Annotated in this window: 19 protein-coding genes and 1 pseudogene (1 of these 20 only partly in view); 18 read left to right on the forward strand and 2 right to left on the reverse strand. The window is 53.6% G+C overall.

What is annotated here, in order from left to right; translation table 11 throughout:
- From fabH to GTN70_10105, 17 genes and pseudogenes are all read left to right on the forward strand, one after another.
- A pseudogene (gene fabH / locus GTN70_10025) lies at window positions 1-681 on the forward strand (beta-ketoacyl-ACP synthase III); it begins 255 nt to the left of the window's first position.
- Between the two features lie 11 nt (window positions 682-692).
- The gene (fabD, locus tag GTN70_10030) at window positions 693-1,631 is read left to right on the forward strand and encodes an ACP S-malonyltransferase (protein NIO17309.1); all 939 of its coding nucleotides are present in this window, start codon (window positions 693-695) and stop codon (window positions 1,629-1,631) included.
- Between the two features lie 4 nt (window positions 1,632-1,635).
- Window positions 1,636-2,379: a 3-oxoacyl-[acyl-carrier-protein] reductase gene (gene fabG, locus GTN70_10035; GenBank protein NIO17310.1), complete on the forward strand. Its 744-nt coding sequence runs from the start codon at window positions 1,636-1,638 to the stop codon at window positions 2,377-2,379.
- Between the two features lie 23 nt (window positions 2,380-2,402).
- Window positions 2,403-2,633, forward strand: coding sequence for an acyl carrier protein (acpP, locus tag GTN70_10040; GenBank protein NIO17311.1), 231 nt, complete (start codon window positions 2,403-2,405; stop codon window positions 2,631-2,633).
- 18 nt (window positions 2,634-2,651) lie between these two features.
- Entirely contained in the window at window positions 2,652-3,893 is a 1,242-nt protein-coding gene (fabF, locus tag GTN70_10045) for a beta-ketoacyl-ACP synthase II (protein ID NIO17312.1), read from the forward strand.
- A gap of 7 nt (window positions 3,894-3,900) precedes the next feature.
- Window positions 3,901-4,374 carry a ribose 5-phosphate isomerase B gene (gene rpiB, locus GTN70_10050; GenBank protein ID NIO17313.1) on the forward strand — a complete coding sequence of 158 codons (474 nt, stop codon included), beginning with the start codon at window positions 3,901-3,903 and terminating at the stop codon, window positions 4,372-4,374.
- A complete protein-coding gene (locus tag GTN70_10055; GenBank protein ID NIO17314.1) occupies window positions 4,374-5,639 on the forward strand; it encodes an aminotransferase class I/II-fold pyridoxal phosphate-dependent enzyme in 1,266 nt (421 codons plus the stop codon). Before rpiB ends, GTN70_10055 begins: the two co-directional genes overlap by 1 nt.
- Window positions 5,639-6,100, forward strand: a complete 462-nt coding sequence (locus GTN70_10060) for a cytidine deaminase (GenBank protein NIO17315.1) — start codon at window positions 5,639-5,641, stop codon at window positions 6,098-6,100. The genes GTN70_10055 and GTN70_10060 overlap by 1 nt, the downstream gene beginning before the upstream one ends.
- A gap of 2 nt (window positions 6,101-6,102) precedes the next feature.
- Entirely contained in the window at window positions 6,103-6,588 is a 486-nt protein-coding gene (nrdR, locus tag GTN70_10065; protein ID NIO17316.1) for a transcriptional repressor NrdR, read from the forward strand.
- Window positions 6,581-7,627: a bifunctional diaminohydroxyphosphoribosylaminopyrimidine deaminase/5-amino-6-(5-phosphoribosylamino)uracil reductase RibD gene (gene ribD / locus GTN70_10070; protein ID NIO17317.1), complete on the forward strand. Its 1,047-nt coding sequence runs from the start codon at window positions 6,581-6,583 to the stop codon at window positions 7,625-7,627. Before nrdR ends, ribD begins: the two co-directional genes overlap by 8 nt.
- Window positions 7,628-7,630: 3 nt before the next feature.
- Window positions 7,631-8,275 carry a riboflavin synthase gene (locus GTN70_10075; protein ID NIO17318.1) on the forward strand — a complete coding sequence of 215 codons (645 nt, stop codon included), beginning with the start codon at window positions 7,631-7,633 and terminating at the stop codon, window positions 8,273-8,275.
- A gap of 1 nt (window position 8,276) precedes the next feature.
- A complete protein-coding gene (locus tag GTN70_10080) occupies window positions 8,277-9,479 on the forward strand; it encodes a bifunctional 3,4-dihydroxy-2-butanone-4-phosphate synthase/GTP cyclohydrolase II (protein ID NIO17319.1) in 1,203 nt (400 codons plus the stop codon).
- A 9-nt stretch (window positions 9,480-9,488) separates the two neighbouring features.
- Window positions 9,489-9,950, forward strand: coding sequence for a 6,7-dimethyl-8-ribityllumazine synthase (locus GTN70_10085; protein ID NIO17320.1), 462 nt, complete (start codon window positions 9,489-9,491; stop codon window positions 9,948-9,950).
- 111 nt (window positions 9,951-10,061) lie between these two features.
- On the forward strand, window positions 10,062-10,481 hold the full coding sequence (nusB, locus tag GTN70_10090; GenBank protein ID NIO17321.1) for a transcription antitermination factor NusB: 420 nt from the start codon (window positions 10,062-10,064) through the stop codon (window positions 10,479-10,481).
- A complete protein-coding gene (locus GTN70_10095) occupies window positions 10,478-12,958 on the forward strand; it encodes a leucine--tRNA ligase (protein ID NIO17322.1) in 2,481 nt (826 codons plus the stop codon). Before nusB ends, GTN70_10095 begins: the two co-directional genes overlap by 4 nt.
- Window positions 12,913-13,470, forward strand: a complete 558-nt coding sequence (locus GTN70_10100) for a hypothetical protein (GenBank protein NIO17323.1) — start codon at window positions 12,913-12,915, stop codon at window positions 13,468-13,470. Before GTN70_10095 ends, GTN70_10100 begins: the two co-directional genes overlap by 46 nt.
- A gap of 3 nt (window positions 13,471-13,473) precedes the next feature.
- Entirely contained in the window at window positions 13,474-14,358 is an 885-nt protein-coding gene (locus GTN70_10105) for a hypothetical protein (protein ID NIO17324.1), read from the forward strand.
- 55 nt (window positions 14,359-14,413) lie between these two features.
- On the opposite strand, the gene rpsT is transcribed toward GTN70_10105, so the two are convergent.
- Both rpsT and mazG read right to left on the reverse strand, forming a co-directional pair.
- Window positions 14,414-14,695, reverse strand: a complete 282-nt coding sequence (gene rpsT, locus GTN70_10110) for a 30S ribosomal protein S20 (protein NIO17325.1) — start codon at window positions 14,693-14,695, stop codon at window positions 14,414-14,416.
- A 573-nt stretch (window positions 14,696-15,268) separates the two neighbouring features.
- Entirely contained in the window at window positions 15,269-16,042 is a 774-nt protein-coding gene (mazG, locus tag GTN70_10115) for a nucleoside triphosphate pyrophosphohydrolase (GenBank protein ID NIO17326.1), read from the reverse strand.
- Window positions 16,043-16,387: 345 nt separating this feature from the next.
- Between mazG and GTN70_10120 the strand changes: the two genes are divergently transcribed.
- Window positions 16,388-17,397 (forward strand): hypothetical protein (locus tag GTN70_10120; protein NIO17327.1); only part of this gene is annotated, 1,010 nt, incomplete at its 3' end.

A 17,397-nucleotide genomic window follows, 5' to 3' on the forward strand; every position in this document is an offset into this window, starting at 1 on the left:
GCGAGGAAAGCCTTCGCTTTCGATATGCAGGCCGCATGCGCCGGGTTCGTCTATGCCCTGAACATGGCCGACAGCATCATTCGCGCCGGGTCCGTGGAAAAGCTGCTGATTTGCGGTTCCGATATGCTGTCCCTGCTCATGGATTTCGAGGACCGGTCCACCTGTGTCCTTTTCGGGGACGGAGCGGGGGCTGTCGTGGTCGGGCCCGGCGGGCAAAAGGAAGGGATTTTGAAGACCAGAATTTACTCCGACGGCTCTCTCTGGGAACTCCTGTATGCTCCGGGGGGAGGCACGCTGCACCCGATTTGCGAGGAGACGATCAGGGGAAAACTTCAATACATAAAAATGCAGGGAAACGAGACGTTCAAAATGGCAGTGACCAGGCTCGTGGAGGTCTCCCGCGAGGTTATAGACGAGGCGGGCATGGACATCGATGATGTGGACCTGTTCATTCCCCACCAGGCCAACCAGCGCATATTGAGTGCTGTCGGCAAGCGGCTGGGCATTTCCGATGACCGGGTATATGTGAATTTGTCCAGATATGGAAATACTTCGGCCGCCTCAATTCCAATCGCTATGGCCGAGGCGTATGAAAATGGGGCTCTGAAAAAGGGGGATATCGTCCTTTTGTCCGCCTTTGGAGCCGGCTTGACCTGGGGCTCGGCGCTGGTCAGGCTCTGAGGAAGATGAACATGGACGCTGCCATCGTATTCCCGGGCCAGGGCTCACAATACGTGGGGATGGGAAAGGACCTGTTTGACAATTTCGACTACGTGAAGGATCTGTTCGTTGAGGCGTCTGATACCCTGGGAAGAGACATCGCCCACCTCTGCTTCACCGGCCCCGAGGCAGAGCTGATTCTGACGGAAAACACGCAACCCACCATCTTCACGGCGAGCGTCGCCGCTTACGAGGTGTTGAAAAAGGAGATGGGCGTTGCGCCCAAGATCGGCGCGGGACACAGTCTCGGGGAGTATACCGCACTCGTCTGCGCCGGCGTCCTGAAGTTCGGGGAGGCGGTTTCCGTCCTCGAAAAGAGGGGGAGGTTCATGCAGGAAGCCGTCCCGCCGGGAAAAGGGTCGATGGCAGCGATCATCGGCCTCTCAGCGGGCGAAGTGGAGGAGATCATCACGGCGGTGGACGGCGTTGTGGAGATAGCAAACCTCAACGGTGCCGGTCAGATAGTGGTATCGGGGGAAAAAGAGGCTGTCCTGCTCGCCATCGATCGGGCCAGGGAGGGCGGGGCGAAAAGGGCAATAGAGTTGCCGGTGAGCGCACCTTTTCACAGTTCTCTCATGGTACCTGCCGCCGAAAGGCTCCGGCCATACCTGGTGGATATGTCCCTCGGAGACTTTACCTTTCCCGTCGTTGCGAATCTCACGGGACGCCCCTACCGGAAGGTGGAAGAGGTGCCGTCATGCCTCGAAAGGCAGATATTTTCCCCGGTTCGCTGGGAAGAGACGGTTGCGTGCTTTGGAAAAGAGCCCGCCGGGGTGATGGTGGAGGCGGGCCCGGGAAAAGTTTTGACCGGGTTGGCCCGCAGGATGCTCCCCGGCTGGAAAATCGGCTCCTTCGGATCGATGGAGGACCGCAAGAAGGTGGAGGAGATCGGGATACGAACAGGAGGGTGAAGCCGTGATATTGAACGATAAAATTGCTCTCGTCACCGGGGCATCAAGGGGTATCGGGCGGGCAATAGCGCTCAGGCTTGCAAAAGCCGGTGCTTTTGTGTATGTAAATTACAGCGCCAGTGCCGATGAGGCGGACAAAACGGTGTCCCTTATCGAGGAACTGGGAGGCAATGGGCAGAAAACGGGGTTCAACGTGGCCAGCCCGGCTGATGTGGAGGGGGCGGTACAAAAGATGCTCGACGAGAAGGGGAAAATTGATATTCTCGTCAACAATGCCGGTATCTCCCGGGACACGCTTCTTATGCGCCTGAAAGAGGAGGATCTGGACGCTGTTTTTGCGATAAACTTGAAGGGAGTGTTCCACTGCACCAGGGCCGTGATCAAGAGCATGATAAAAAACCGGCAGGGGAAGATAGTCAATATATCCTCGGTAGTTGGCGAGATGGGAAACGCGGGCCAGTCCGTCTACTCCGCCACGAAAGCGGGGATCATCGGTTTCACGAGATCCGTTGCCCGGGAGCTGGCCCCTCGCGGGATCACGGCGAACGTTGTTTCCCCCGGGTTCATCATAACCGACATGACAGAGGGGCTTCCCGACAGCGTAAGGGAGGCGTACCTGAAAGACATACCGCTGGGGAGGTTTGGCGACCCCGATGATATTGCCTCGATGGTTCTCTTTTTGTGCTCCGACCAATCGTCGTACATTACGGGCCAGGTATTCCGCGTCAACGGTGGCATGTATATGTGAATAATTACAAAGGAGGTGTGTTCATGTCAGCAGAACAGAAGGTGAAGGAGATCATTGCGAACCAGCTCGGCAAGGAACTTTCGGAGATACCCCTTGAGAGTTCCTTTATGGATGACCTCGGCGCCGACTCCCTCGATGTGGTGGAACTGGTGATGGCCATGGAGGAGGAGTTCAAGATCGAAATCCCCGATGAGGATGCAGAGAAGATCAAAACGGTAAAGGATGCGGTCGAGTATATCCAGGCCCGTCAATAATCAGGTGTTGGAGGAAAGATGCGCAGAGTAGTCGTAACAGGGTTGGGAATAATAAGCCCTCTCGGAGCCGGGGTGAAGAGGAACTGGGAAGCCGCTTTGCGCGGCGAGTCGGGCATCGACCGGGTAACGAGGTTCGATGCATCGGATTTTCCCACCCGGATAGCCGGCGAGGTCAAGAATTTCAAGGCCGACGATTACATCGACAGGAAAGATGTGAAGAAAATGGACAGGTTCATCCAGTTTGCCATCGCCGCCGCGGAGGAAGCCATGGCCGATTCGGCCCTGAGGATTGGCGAGGAGATATCGGAGAGGACGGGCGTGATAATGGGGGCCGGACTGGGGGGGCTCGAGTCGATCGAGAGGTATCATGAGGCCTTTCTTTCCGGGGGCGTGAGAAAGATAAGCCCATTCTTCATACCCATGTTGATCGTCAACCTCGCTCCCGGCCAGATTTCCATGATATACGGGGCAAAGGGCCCGAATTTGTCCATCACCACCGCCTGTGCCGCATCGACCCATGCGATCGGAGAAGCGTATCAGGCAATACTCAGAGACGAAGCAGACGTCATCATCGCCGGCGGCTCTGAAGCGACGATTACCCCGCTTGGCCTCGGCGGTTTTTGCGCGATGAAAGCGCTCTCGACGAGAAACGATGATCCGGCGAAAGCGAGCAGGCCCTTTGACAGCGAGCGGGATGGATTTGTGATGGGGGAGGGTGGGGGGATCCTCATACTCGAAGAGCTCGAATTTGCAAGAAAGAGGGGAGCACGGATCTACGCTGAAGTCGGGGGATACGCCGCGACGGCAGATGCACACCATATCACCGCCCCGGCACCGGAAGGCGAGGGTGCCGCCAGGTGCATGGCCGAGGCCCTCAAAACCGGGGGAATTGATCCCCGGGAAGTTGATTACATCAATGCACACGGGACATCGACGAAGTACAATGATCTTTTCGAGACGATGGCCATCAAATCCGTTTTCGGCGACCATGCGTACAACCTTGCCGTCAGCTCCACCAAATCGATGACGGGTCACCTTCTCGGGGCGGCAGGGGCAGTTGAAGCCATCTTCACGATTCTCGCCATGGATCAGGGTGTCATCCCGCCGACGATAAATCTGGAAAATGGTGACCCCGGGTGCGACCTCGATTACGTTCCCAATTCGCCCAGAAAAGGGGAGATCAAGGTTGCTCTCTCTAACTCCTTCGGTTTTGGCGGAACGAACGGCGTTGTGGTGTTCAAGAGATACAAGGCTGCATAGGAATCAAATGACTATCGAGAAAATTGCGATCGGCAGCGATCACGCCGGATTCGACCTGAAGGAAAACCTGAAACAGTTCCTGTCCGGAAAAGGATACGCACTGGCCGATGTGGGGCCTGCGTCCCATGACTCCGTAGACTATCCCGATTATGCAGAGTCCGTATCAATAAGAGTGGCCAGGGGAGATGCCGACCTGGGTGTCCTCGTGTGCGGGACGGGCCTGGGAATGACGATCACCGCAAACAAGATTCAGGGAATACGCGCGGCGCTCCTCTACGATGCGTTTGCCGCGCACTATGCGAAGGCCCACAACGATGCAAATGTGGTGATATTCGGGGGGAGAACGATTTCTCCTGAAGATGCCAGGAAGTATCTCGGGATTTTCCTCAAGGAGAAGTTTGAGGGGGGGAGGCATAAAAAGAGGTTGGACAAGATTGCAAAGATAGAATCGAGAATCACGAGGGTAAACGGAGGAAGGTAATGGCATATCTGAAAAAAGTTGACCCCGAGATATGGGACGCGATAAGGAGGGAGACGGAGAGGCAGGCATTTAAGCTCGAGCTCATCGCGTCCGAGAATTTCGTGAGCGAGGCAGTTCTCGAGGCATGCGGGGGCGTGATGACGAACAAGTATGCGGAAGGGTACCCCGGCAAACGCTACTATGGGGGCTGCGAATTCGTTGACATAGGAGAGTCGCTCGCGATCAGCAGGGCGAAGGAGATTTTCGGCGCCGAACACGTCAACGTGCAGCCTCACTCGGGTGCGCAGGCGAATATGGCGGTGTATCTTGCTGTCATGAAGCCGGGTGACACGCTGCTGGGCATGAACCTGTCCCACGGGGGGCACCTGACCCACGGCTCCCCGGTAAACTTTTCGGGGAAGCTTTTTAACGTATACCATTATGGCGTGGACAGGGAAACTGAGCTTGTCGATCTCGATGAGTTCCGGATGATGGCCCTCGAGCACAGGCCAAAGCTCATTATCGTCGGCGCAAGCGCTTACTCCAGGGTTCTCGATTTTGAAAAATTCCGGAGTGTTGCAGATGAGGCGGGGGCCATGGTGATGGCTGACATCGCGCACATCGCGGGTCTCGTCGCGGCGGGGCTGCACCCGTCGCCGATACCCCACTGTGAGTTCGTCACGACGACGACCCATAAAACCCTCAGGGGCCCCCGGGGGGGGATGATCATGTGCAAGGGTGAATTTGCGAAACAGATCGACAGTTCGGTATTCCCCGGGACTCAGGGCGGCCCCCTGATGCATATCATCGCCGCCAAAGCGGTTGCTTTCAAAGAGGCGCAGGGCGAGGAGTTCAGAGAATACCAGAGGCAGATCGTGAAGAACGCGAAGAAAATGGCTGCAACTCTGAGCGACAGGGGCTTCAGGATCGTGTCGGGGGGAACGGACACCCACCTCATGCTGGTGGATTTAACGGACAAAAATATTACGGGGAAGGATGCGGAGGAAGCCCTCGAACGGGCCGGCATAACGGTGAACAAAAACACCATACCTTTTGAGACCCGGAGCCCCTTCGTGACGAGCGGGATCAGGCTCGGCACGCCGGCGGTGACTTCACGGGGAATGAGAGAGGATGAGATGGTGGAGATCGGCGACATGATAGCCGATGTGCTCGAAGATATTCACAACGAAAGACTGTGGGGAAAGATAGAGAACGACGTCAGGGATCTGTGCCTCAAGTTTCCGTTATATTCTGAAAGGATCGATCTCTATGCAAGGGAAGCATGATGGTGGTTGATATTCGTTCGAGACCGGATTGGGACACCTATTTCATGGAGATGGCCCGCCTTGCCTCCAAAAGGTCAACCTGTCTCAGGAGGCAGGTGGGGGCTGTTGTGGTAAAAGACAAAAGGGTTCTTGCGACCGGCTACAACGGGGTGCCCTCGAAAATACCGCACTGTGACATCGTCGGTTGCCTGCGGGAGAAGCTGAATGTGCCATCGGGAGAGCGGCACGAACTGTGCAGGGGGCTCCACGCCGAACAGAACGCGATCATACAGGCGGCACTTCACGGGGCCTCGATACGGGGGAGCACGCTGTACTGCACCAATCTTCCCTGTATCATCTGCGCAAAAATGATCATCAACGCCGGTATCAGGAAGATATGCTATCTGGACGGTTACGCCGACGAACTCACCCGTGAGATGCTTTCTGAAGCGGGGGTTGAAATCCACCGGCTTGGCGGTTAAAATTGCGTTGCCCTAAGTGCTCCAGCCTCGAAGACAGGGTTGTAGATTCCCGGACAAGCAAAGAAGGATTGCTCATACGAAGGAGGAGGGAGTGCGTTACCTGCAAGTGGCGGTTTACCACCTATGAGAGGATCGAAGAGAGCATCCCCCTTGTGATAAAGAAGGGGGGGAGGAGAGAGCCATTTGACAAGCATAAGATGCTGAGCGGAATCCTGAAGGCCTGTGAGAAGAGACCCATAGGTTATGAGAAAGTCATGGAGGTGGTCGACAGGATCGAGACGGAAGTGCTCGCGATGGGAGAGAAGGAAATCCCCTCACATGTGATCGGTGAAAAAGTGATGGATGAACTCCGCGGCCTCGACGACGTGGCATACGTTCGGTTCGCTTCCGTTTACCGGAGCTTCAAAGATCTGTCTCAGTTCATGGACGAGATACGGTCCATCTACGACGTCCCTTCCGCAAAGAAGGGAGATCCTAAAAATGAGTAAGAAGAGCCCACCCGGTTATTTCATGAAAAAGGCCATTTCCCTTGCGAAAAGGGGTGAGGGAAGGGTAAATCCAAACCCGATGGTGGGGGCTGTGGTGGTCAGGGGTGGGAAGGTTATCGGGAAAGGTTATCACCGTTTTTTCGGAGGCCCCCATGCGGAAATCGAGGCCTTGAGATCCGCGGGGAGAAATTCCCGGGGAGCGGAGATGTTCGTTACCCTGGAACCGTGCAGCCACAGCGGAAAGACAGGCCCCTGCGCGGAATCCATAATAGAGGCGGGGATAAAAAGGGTGTTCGTGGCGGTAAAAGACCCAAATCCCCTGGTCAACGGGAAAGGGATCGCGAAACTCAAGCGGGGGGGAATCGATGTGCGCCTCGGGCTGTGCGCGGAGGAATCGGAAGAATTAAACAGAATGTTTTTCAAATACATGAGGACGGGCGAGATTTTCGTGTCGCTCAAGATGGCCATTACCGCCGATGGGTTCATCGCCGACAGAGGTGGTAAGTCAAAGTGGATTACCTCTGATAATTCAAGGATATATGCCCATAAACTTCGGGCATCACATGAAGCAATTCTCGTGGGGATAGACACGGTCAGGAAGGATGACCCTGCTTTGAACGTCCGCCTGAAGGGGAGGTACCGGCAACCTCTCAGGGTAGTGATAGACCCTTACCTGCGGGCGGACCCCCGGATGAGGCTCTTTGTGGACGATGGGGGAGAGGTGGTCATATTCACCGGGAAGGGAAGGCGAAGGGCGAAATCGTTTGAAGGCGTGGCGAATCGGCCCACCATCTGCGAGTTTCACCGNNNNCTCCTCGTGGAGGGCGGAGCCGGTGTCTTTTCAAAATTCATGGGCGAGGGAAGGGTTGACAGGCTCTACATTTTCATGGCGGGCAAGTTCTTCGGGAAGGGACTCTCACCCCTGTCGGGCATCCCGGGAGTCGACATCGATTCACCCATAGCAATTCGGATTGAAAAAGTGAGAAGATTGAAGGAAGATGTTCTCATCGAAGCGGTTCCGATGGAATGGAGAAGATGATAGATGTTTACCGGGCTTATAGAAAAAACGGGCACTGTCCGGACAGTCGTTACCGGTGACGGGGGCACGGTTGTAAAGATCGCCTTCCTTCCGGAAACGGACGAGTTCCAAATTGGAGAGAGCATAGCGGTCAACGGGGTTTGCCTGACCGTGATAGCGTTCAGGGGAGACCAGTTCGATGTTGAGATATCTCCCGAGACGCTGAAAAAGAGCAACCTCGTTAATCTGAAAAGGGGAGATTGTGTTAATATCGAAAGAGCGCTCAAGGTGGGGGGGAGGCTGGGAGGCCACTTTGTCAACGGTCACGTCGACGGCGTCGCGGTGATCGGAAGCATAAAGAGGTACGGGGACTCTCTGGTGTTTGAAATACGGGCGGATGATAATATAATGAGATACATGGTCTACAAGGGCTCGGTGGCCGTAAACGGTATAAGCCTCACGATAAGCAGGGTTTTGACAAGCGCATTCGAGGTGACCGTTCTGCCCTATACCTTCTCGCAGACCAACCTGGCGTCGGCAAAACCTGGCGACCGCGTAAACATCGAAGTGGATATCATTGGAAAGTATGTGGAGCGGTTTGTAAAGGGGGACAGGGATACGGGGTTACTGGAGTTGCTCGGCAAATCTGGCTATTTGAAGGAGGATTGACATGCCCATCTGCGACGTTTCAGAAGCGATAAAGCAGTTGAGAGCGGGTAAGATGATAATCCTGGTGGATGACGAAGATCGCGAGAACGAAGGCGACCTGATGATCCCGGCGGAGATGGTTTCACCCGATGCGATCAATTTCATGGCGAAATACGGAAGGGGCCTCATATGCCTTGCGATAACGGAAGAGAGGGCGGAAGAGCTCGAGCTCGAGCCGATGGTGAAAGAAAACCGGTCCTCCTACGGCACGGCGTTTACCGTCTCCATCGAGGCGAAGCGCGGCGTCACCACGGGGATATCCGCCTTTGACAGGGCAACCACCGTGAAGGTTGCAATCGACGAAAACTCGGGTCCGGGAGACCTCGTGAAGCCGGGGCACGTGTTCCCCGTTGTCGCAAAGGAAGGCGGGGTACTGGTAAGGACGGGCCAGACGGAAGGGTCCGTCGACCTTGCCCGGATGGCGGGATTGAAACCGGCGGCGGTAATTTGCGAGATCATGAAGGATGACGGGAGCATGGCCAGGATGCCGGATCTCGAGGCATTCGGAATGCGGCACGGTCTGAAAATACTGACCATCGAGAGGATAATCGAGTACCGGATGATGAGGGAGCGGCTCGTTACCATCATTGAGGAAGTATCTCTCCACACGCTTTACGGAGAATTCCGGGCCGTTGCCTTTCGAAACGATATCAATGAGGAGGTCCACCTTGCCCTGGTAAAGGGGGAGGTCGATGCCGAGGTTCCCACACTGGTGCGGGTGCACTCAGAGTGCATGACGGGTGACGTGTTCGGATCCATGAGATGTGATTGTGGAGAGCAGCTCTTCAACTCGTTGAGGATGATCCATGACGAGGGGAGGGGAGTTGTTCTCTACATGAGGCAGGAAGGGCGCGGGATAGGGCTGGCCAACAAGATAAAGGCCTACTCGTTGCAGGAAAAGGGCATGGATACGGTCGAGGCGAACGCCAAGCTCGGCTTCAAAGCCGACCTGAGAAATTATGGCATCGGTGCCCAGATCCTGGCTGAGCTCGGGTTGAAAAAGATACGCCTTCTTACGAATAACCCGAAAAAGATAATCGGCCTGGAAGGGTACGGATTGTCCGTTACGGAGAGGGTGCCGATAGAGATCAAGCCGAACACTCTCAATATCGACTATTTAAAGACGAAAAAGAAAAAACTCGGCCACATTTTGAGCGTTGAGTAGGAGGGCAGGGTGAAGGTTTATGAAGGCAATCTCAAGGGTGAAGGCCTCAGAATCGGGATCGTTCTGTCGCGCTACAACAGCTTCATTACCGACAAGCTATTCGACGGGGCCCTCGATTCGCTGAAGAGGCACGGTGTGCATGAGAGTGACATATCGCTCTACAGGGTTTCCGGTTCCTTCGAAATCCCCCTCGTTGCGAAGAAGCTGACGGGACTGAAAGCATATGATGCCATCGTCTGCCTCGGCGCACTGATTCGGGGGCAAACGCCGCACTTCGAATATATCAGCGCGGAGGTGACCAAAGGCCTCGCCCAGGTGTCCCTGGAGAGTGAAATCCCGGTCGCTTTCGGCATCATCACGGCCGACACAATCGAGCAGGCTGTCGAGCGGGCAGGGACGAAAATGGGCAACAAGGGGTTCGAAGCGGCAGTTTCTGCAATCGAGATGGCAAACCTGCTGAAAAACTTTTGACACATACGTTCTGAAATCCTGGGTATTTCCCGTGTAAAGTTACCAGAAAACCGGTGGCGTGGGCTGCAGCGACCATTTGTATACGATTTGTTCAATGGGGGAGGGCGAGCTTTGCGGCGAAAAACGAGGGAGAAGGTTTTCCAGGTCCTCTATATGAGCGATATGCTGGATATCACCGCCGATGAAGCCTCGAAGATATTTTTGACGTGCTTTCCCGGCGAGCTCGACGTGGTATTTTTCGAGGGGGCCCTCGAGGGGCTTTCCTCCCACAGAGAGCAGATAGACGCGATCATAGCGGAATCCCTGAAAAACTGGAAGCTCGAGAGGGTGTCGATCGTCGACAGGAGCATATTGAGGCTCGGCACGTATGAGATTTTCTTTTCCCAACTCACGGTTCCCCACGCGGTGGCCATAAACGAAGCGGTAGAGCTCGCAAAAAAATTCGGGACCGACGAATCTGGCGCTTTTGTCAACGGCGTACTTGATGCTATAAGGAAGAAAACAATCTACGATGGCGGAGGAAACGGTTGAGGTACGACCCCTCGAGGATTGAAGAGAAGTGGCAGAGGCTCTGGGAAGAAGAGGGGGTCTTCAGATCGGTGGAAGATCCCGATAAACCCAAGTACTACTGCCTCGAAATGTTTCCCTATCCTTCGGGACGCATCCACATGGGCCACGTGAGAAACTACACGATCGGGGACGTCATCGCACGCTACAAGCTCATGAGGGGGTTCAGCGTTTTGCACCCTATGGGGTGGGATGCATTCGGCCTGCCTGCCGAGAATGCGGCCATCAAGGAGGGGGAGCATCCCGCAACGTGGACATACGCAAACATCGCCTATATGAAGGAGCAGCTGAGGAGGATGGGTTTCAGCTACGACTGGGAGAGGGAGCTGGCCACCTGTGACCCGGAGTATTACCGGTGGGAACAGAAATTTTTCATAGAAATGTTCAGGAGAAACCTTGCCTACAAGAAAAAGGCACTCCTGAACTGGTGTCCTTCGTGCAAGACCGTTCTTGCCAACGAGCAGGTTGAGGGCGGTTCATGCTGGCGATGCGAAGACCCGGTAACGGTGAGGGAAATGGACCAGTGGTTTCTGAAAACGACCGAGTATGCCGATGAACTGCTCGATTACACGTTCAAGATGCCCGGCTGGCCGGAACGGGTCCTCGTAATGCAGAGAAATTGGATAGGGAAGAGCCAGGGCGCCGAACTGGATTTCCCCCTGCTCGATTCAGACACGAAGATACGGGTTTTCACGACCAGGCCCGACACGGTTTTTGGGGCAACCTTCATGAGCATTGCCCCCGAGCATCCCCTTACCATTCAACTTGCCAGAGATAGCGGGAGGGAGGAGCAGGTGCAGGAGTTTATCGACCGCATCGTGCTGCAGGACAGGGCCCAGAGGACGAGCGAAGAGGTGGAAAAGGAGGGGATCTTTACCGGCGCATACTGCATAAATCCCTTCACCGGCTGGGAGATGCCCATCTATGCGGCAAACTTTGTCCTTTTTGAATACGGCACCGGTGCCGTCATGGCTGTCCCCGCCCATGATCAGCGGGATTTCGAGTTTGCGAAACAGTATGAACTGCCCATCGTTGTGGTGATAAACCCCGAGGATTCGACCCTTGACCCTGAAACCATGACCGCAGCCTATGAGGGTCCGGGAGTCATGGTGAACTCCGGTGACTTTTCCGGTTTGCCGAGCGAGGAAGGCAAGGAGGCGATCAATCGATTCGCCGGTAAAAAGATGATCGGTGGAAAGGCGCACTCTTACCGGTTGCGGGACTGGGGGATATCGAGGCAGCGCTACTGGGGGGCGCCGATCCCGGTCATATACTGTGAGAAGTGTGGAGTCCTCCCCGTGCCCGAGAGCGATCTGCCCGTGCTCTTACCCGACATCGAGAAGATAGACTTCGAAGGAGGGGCACCGCTGAGGAAAATAGAGGAGTTTGTGAATGTTACCTGCCACGCCTGCGGAGGGCATGCGGAGAGAGAAACGGACACAATGGACACATTTGTCGAGTCCTCCTGGTATTTCATCCGGTACTGCTGCCCCAAAGAGGCGAAAGATCCGTTCCACAGAGGCTCGGTTCACTACTGGATGCCGGTGGATCAGTACATAGGCGGTATAGAACACGCGGTTCTGCATCTCCTCTACGCCCGGTTTTTCGTGAAAGCGCTGAGGGATATGGGGTACCTGGACTTTGATGAGCCGTTCCAAAACCTCCTCACCCAGGGGATGGTGATAAAGGACGGGGAAAAGATGTCCAAATCGAAAGGGAATGTCGTCGATCCCGAATACCTCATCGAGAGATATGGAGCCGACACATCCCGCATCTTTACCCTGTTCGCGTCGCCCCCGGAAAAAGACCTCGACTGGAGCGACAAGGGTGTCGAAGGGGGCAGCAGATTTATAAAGAGGGTCTATAATCTCGTCGTTCAACACCTCGACAGATTGAGGGATGTAACCCCCCTGCGGGGGGACGCGGAGTATGAAGGTACCGTTAAAGAGCTCAGGCACGAAACACACAAGACGATCAGGAAGGTGACCAACGAGATCGAAACGAGGTTTCACTTCAACACCGCAATTGCCGCGATCATGGAGTTTGTGAACTACCTCTACAAGGTCGACCCGCATGAGCTTGAGGAGGACCTCCCCCGAAGCGCGCTGGCGGAAGCTATCCAGACACTGATCTTGCTCCTGTCTCCCTTCGTTCCCCACTTATCGGAAGAGCTCTGGGAGCTCAGCGGGAATGCGAGGTTCGTTTCAAGCCAGCCCTGGCCAAAGTTCCATGAAAACCTTGCGCTCAGCGAGAGCATCCCGATTGTGGTTCAAATCAACGGGAAGGTGAGATCGAAGATCGTCGTTGATGCCGATGTGACGGAAGAACAGGTCCGCGAGATGGTGCTTTCAGACCAGAGGGTAAAGGAGTACACTTCGGGCAAGGAAGTGAGGAAATGGGTCTACGTTCAGGGAAAGCTGGTCAGCCTCGTGGTTGGATAAAAAGCTTTTACACGCCGTGTTTTCTCATCCTGATAGCGATCGTAATCTTCTCCTGCGGTTACCACCTGGGGCAAAGCGGCAGGAAATCCAACGTCCTGGGAGAAAAGGAGATATCCATAGGAAAGATCACGAACGAAACCGCATACAACAGAGTCGGCATTACACTCGCGGAGAAGATCAAGGACTCTCTGGCTGCAAATGGGATCGGGGGATCTTTTGATGGTGGGGGGAATTACCTCGTCAAGGGAACTGTCCATGTGCTGAAGGAGAGACCCGTGGGCTTTTCCGAAGAGCGATTGGGCCTCGAATATGAGATATTCTGCAGCGTGTCATTGGAGCTGATCGAAACCGCAACGGGAGAGAGCGTCTTTCTCATGAAGGACTTCGCCAACACATCGACATACTACAGGGGGGTGGACCCGTCATATTCGAGAACCAACCGGGAGAGGGCCGTGGATTTCGTCCTCGAGAGGATTTCCATCCGCTTCGTTGATTTTTTGAAAGAGATCTGAGATATGGACATCAAGGATTCCGGGATCAATATCTACGCGGGACCGGGGAGATACTTTTTCGAGTTTCACCTGGCACAACGGTCTTTTCCCGGGAGGCAACCGGGGGAAAAGGCATACGTCAGAAGGTTGTCCCCGGAGTCCGGTCCTGAAGAGGCCCTGCTGTTTGCCATGACGGTGGACCTCTTTTTACCCGGAAAGATTCTGATTTTTCCCGATTACGACACATTGAGGAGGGAGTTGAAGGACGCTGTCACCGAGCTGGCCAGGAGAAAAGACGACCTCGGGGCAACGGTCATCGTGCCGGTGAAAAACAGGAGCAAACTGGCACCGGCTCTGGCGGAACATGTCCGCATAGTCGATGTCAGCGAGACAGGTGCAAAAAAAGCGGCCATCGGCTATGTAGGGGAAACCTTTGCAGAGCATGGCATCGCTGTTGAGAACGATGTGGTTGAGCTGTTGACCCTGTCGTCGGCTGACGACCCGCATAGCCTCATTTCCGAGGTGGGGAAACTGGCATTGGCATTTTCGGAAACGAAAAAGGCCACGGTTGCGGACCTGAAAGAGTTTTCCGCTGCAAAAACGGAACTGGAGATATTTCATATCCTCCGGGAGGTGATCAGGGGGAACGCACCGAAGGGGATATCTCATTTCTACCGGTACATCAAAACCGTTGAGGAAGGGGATATTCTCAGGGTTCTCGGCGCCCTTAAGTGGTCACTGAAAAAGGAGTTTGAAAGGGCGAGGGGAAAGGAGAAAAGAGACAGGTTGCTGAGGCTGATATTCTTAGCGGGTTCTGCAGACGTGCAGGTCAAAGGGGAAAGCAGGCTGCCGCCGAGGGACAATTTACAGAACATGCTCGTCTACATGGCCGACATAATGGGCGTTTAGAAGGATTCTCGGGTCAGGGGAGAATTCCAAAAAGCAAGATGCCGGGAAGAGAGGCTCAATCCTTTGTTTCCTGGGTTTCGTATCTGTGAACGAAGGAGGATAGGCGGGCTATCTTTCTTGCCGAATTTTTCCTGTGGATGGCACCCTTTGAGGCTGCCCTGTGTATTTCCTTCATTGCCAGGGGCAAGAGCTCCTTCGCTTTTTCAAGGTTGTTCTCCTGAAGGGCCAGCTTTATGGCCTTGACGGTAGTTTTCACCCTCGATTTCCTCACACGGTTTCTCGATCTTCGCCTCAGGCTCTGCTTGTGCCGCTTCACTGCCGATTTGATGTTTGCCAACGCTATCCTCCTGGAAATTAATTGGATTAGAAATTTAAGATTATAAGAAGGGAATCTTTCAAAGTCAAGGATAAGTTGTCTTGGTATTTTCCGGCAAAGCGGTGCTGCGGGACCCACGAAAAGCACCACATGGGCATCATCGATATTCCCGCACCCGTCGGCGATGAATGCGTGAGCCCCGACGAGAGCGCAACAATTTTTTGCAGAATAATGTATCTTACGAAAAATTTTGGTGAAGCTATCAATAGTGGTTGTCGGAAGATAAATATCGTGTGAAATCGGCGAAATTTTCGTAGCAAGAAGCTTGCCATATTCGACTGACGGGCAACTACCTTCAGCAGCCCGATTTCCTGACCCTCATTCATCCGGTTAAATATTATTACAACAAAAACAATTGTTTATTATGAATAACTTCAAGTTCTATTACGACGGCTCACCGGGAGGCAGCAAAACGCCTCGAGATAAATGCCTAAATATTAGGCAATTTGTATAAGTGGTAAAAAGGATTTAAAAGCTATTGGGCATCCACAGATTTATCAACAGGTTTTTCACAGAATTGTGGAAAAAAAGAACTCATTTTTTTTTTGCCTCCTGCCATAATTTTTCCAAATCTTCGATAGGCGTGTCCTCCATGCTGATAGCCTCGTCTTTGAGCTTTTTTTCCATATACTGGAATCTTTTCTCGAAACGGCCGTTTGCCCGAAGAAGGGCTATTTCAGGGTTGATTTCCACGAATCGCGCTATGTTTGCCGACACGAAGAGTATGTCCCCGATTTCCGTTTCCATGGCGGCTCTGTCGTCGCTTGCCAGCGCTTCCCTGAACTCCCCCAGTTCCTCCTCCATCTTTTCGAGAATCTGCTCCATCGTTTCCCAATCAAATTTTACCCTTGCCGCCTTCTTGGTCAGCTTGTAAGCGCGGAAAAGGGCAGGAAGGTTTTTCGGGACTCCGCCGATAACCGAATCGTACTGCTTGTTTTCCTGTGTTTCTTTGATTTTATGCCAGTTATCGGAGACTTCCTGGGAAGTGTCGGCTCTGGCCTGTCCGAACACGTGAGGATGGCGCCTGACCATCTTGTCCCTGATCCCATCGATGACGTCGAAAATGGTAAACTTGCCCATATCGGAAGCAATTTTCGCCAGAAAGATTACTTCAAAAAGGAGATCCCCGAGCTCTTCTTTCAGCCCCCGGTAATCCTGCGCGTTGATTTTGTCGAGAGCTTCGTACGATTCCTCGAGCAGGTATTCACGCAGGCTCTCAAGGGTCTGCTCCCTGTCCCACGGGCAACCCCTTTCGGAGCGCAGGGTATCCATGATCTCGACCAGATCCGTAAATAAGCACATGCCCATCTCCCGTCTTGTTTTTCTGTAACAGTCTCACCATTATAATAAAACGATTGATTTAAAAACAGCTATCTGGTTTATATGTTATGTAAGATGAAAAAACGAGTGAATAATCTCTGAAATGCAACGAGGCAGTCCCGGATATCTGCTCTACAATCGGACTTACTCCCGATGGGTTCCTTGCCGGAAACGATCGACCATCCCGCTGTGCCAGGGCAGGCTTTTGCTCATATCGATTTCATCCAAAGAGCAAAACCAAGGGTTGAGATGGGTTGGATCGCAAATTGATCGAAGTAACGTTCACCGATTTTTTCGGGTGGTACAATAACGATTGAGCAGGGAAAAGAGCTGATGAAAGAAAGAGAAAATATATTCATGCTCGCGAACAGGTGGTTGAAAAGCTCTCTCTCGATCATCGCAACCATATTGCTCGTTTCCCCCGGAGGCGCGGCCGGCGCGGAGAACCTGACCGTTCCAAAGAGCCTGATCGAAAAATACGATGCCTCTCTATCGGCGGTTGAAAGAGGGAATATCGATGCCTTCAGTGACGGCGTTTTCGAGCTCAAAAACGAAGTATATCGATACGGCCTCCTTTCCGTAAACTCTTTTGTCGATGATGCACTTTCCCGCTCTTTCGCCCTCGAGCGGAACATCCGGCTCGATATCGTGAGAACCTCACTCCACGTGTCGCCGTTGAACGTTAAATACTGGCTCTATCTCGGATTGAATGACCTTCTGGATTTCCGCGTGTATGCTTTCTGGGATGATATCGTAAATCTCTACTACGCCACGCTGAAAAATCCCGTTCCACTCTTGAAATCCCTCTACATCGTATTCGGTTTTCTGGCCATGCTTCTGCTCTTTTTCGTCTTTTTTTTCTCCATGGCGATCATGCTGAAATATATCTCCTCCGTCGTTTCGGATATTATCAGGGTAAAAGCACTGAAGAGGGCAGAATTATTGATTACGCCCCTTATCCTGCTCATCTTTCTCATGCTGACCTATGTGCTCAGATCGCCAATGGCGGTTCTCTTTTTTCTTCTCGCAGTCTTTTCGCCCTACATGCTCAACAGGGAACTTTTCCTGACCCTCATCCTCGGCATGATGATAGTGGTAATCATCCTTTTCAACAACAAAATCAGCGTGTACTCGCAGATGGCGATCTTCCCCGAGAGGAAAAACCTTCTTCACCTCACCTACGGTATCGCAACGGGGGTGAGAAACGTCGAGGTCGACCTTGGTGGCGAATCGCTTATGAGCTCTGCGGGGAAGGCAAGATATGGTTTTCTTACGGGAAGGTATCGCGATTCCGTGCGAATTAGTGATGAGCTCGAAAAAAAAATAGGGAAAGAGTATGGTGT

The sequence above is a fragment of the Deltaproteobacteria bacterium genome (assembly GCA_011773515.1).
Lineage (GTDB): Bacteria > Desulfobacterota > Deferrimicrobia > J040 > J040 > WVXK01.

Excerpts from the sequence above, each read along its gene's own strand:
- fabF (NIO17312.1), top strand. The coding sequence starts at position 2,652 with ATGCGCAGAGTAGTCGTAACAGGGTTGGGAATAATAAGCCCTCTCGGA.
- GTN70_10080 (NIO17319.1), top strand. The coding sequence starts at position 8,277 with ATGCCCATCTGCGACGTTTCAGAAGCGATAAAGCAGTTGAGAGCGGGT.
- mazG (NIO17326.1), bottom strand. The coding sequence starts at position 16,042 with ATGGGCATGTGCTTATTTACGGATCTGGTCGAGATCATGGATACCCTG.
- GTN70_10100 (NIO17323.1), top strand. The coding sequence starts at position 12,913 with ATGGGTCTACGTTCAGGGAAAGCTGGTCAGCCTCGTGGTTGGATAAAA.
- GTN70_10060 (NIO17315.1), top strand. The coding sequence starts at position 5,639 with ATGGTGGTTGATATTCGTTCGAGACCGGATTGGGACACCTATTTCATG.
- GTN70_10055 (NIO17314.1), top strand. The coding sequence starts at position 4,374 with ATGGCATATCTGAAAAAAGTTGACCCCGAGATATGGGACGCGATAAGG.
- acpP (NIO17311.1), top strand. The coding sequence starts at position 2,403 with ATGTCAGCAGAACAGAAGGTGAAGGAGATCATTGCGAACCAGCTCGGC.
- fabD (NIO17309.1), top strand. The coding sequence starts at position 693 with ATGGACGCTGCCATCGTATTCCCGGGCCAGGGCTCACAATACGTGGGG.
- rpiB (NIO17313.1), top strand. The coding sequence starts at position 3,901 with ATGACTATCGAGAAAATTGCGATCGGCAGCGATCACGCCGGATTCGAC.
- GTN70_10105 (NIO17324.1), top strand. The coding sequence starts at position 13,474 with ATGGACATCAAGGATTCCGGGATCAATATCTACGCGGGACCGGGGAGA.
- GTN70_10075 (NIO17318.1), top strand. The coding sequence starts at position 7,631 with ATGTTTACCGGGCTTATAGAAAAAACGGGCACTGTCCGGACAGTCGTT.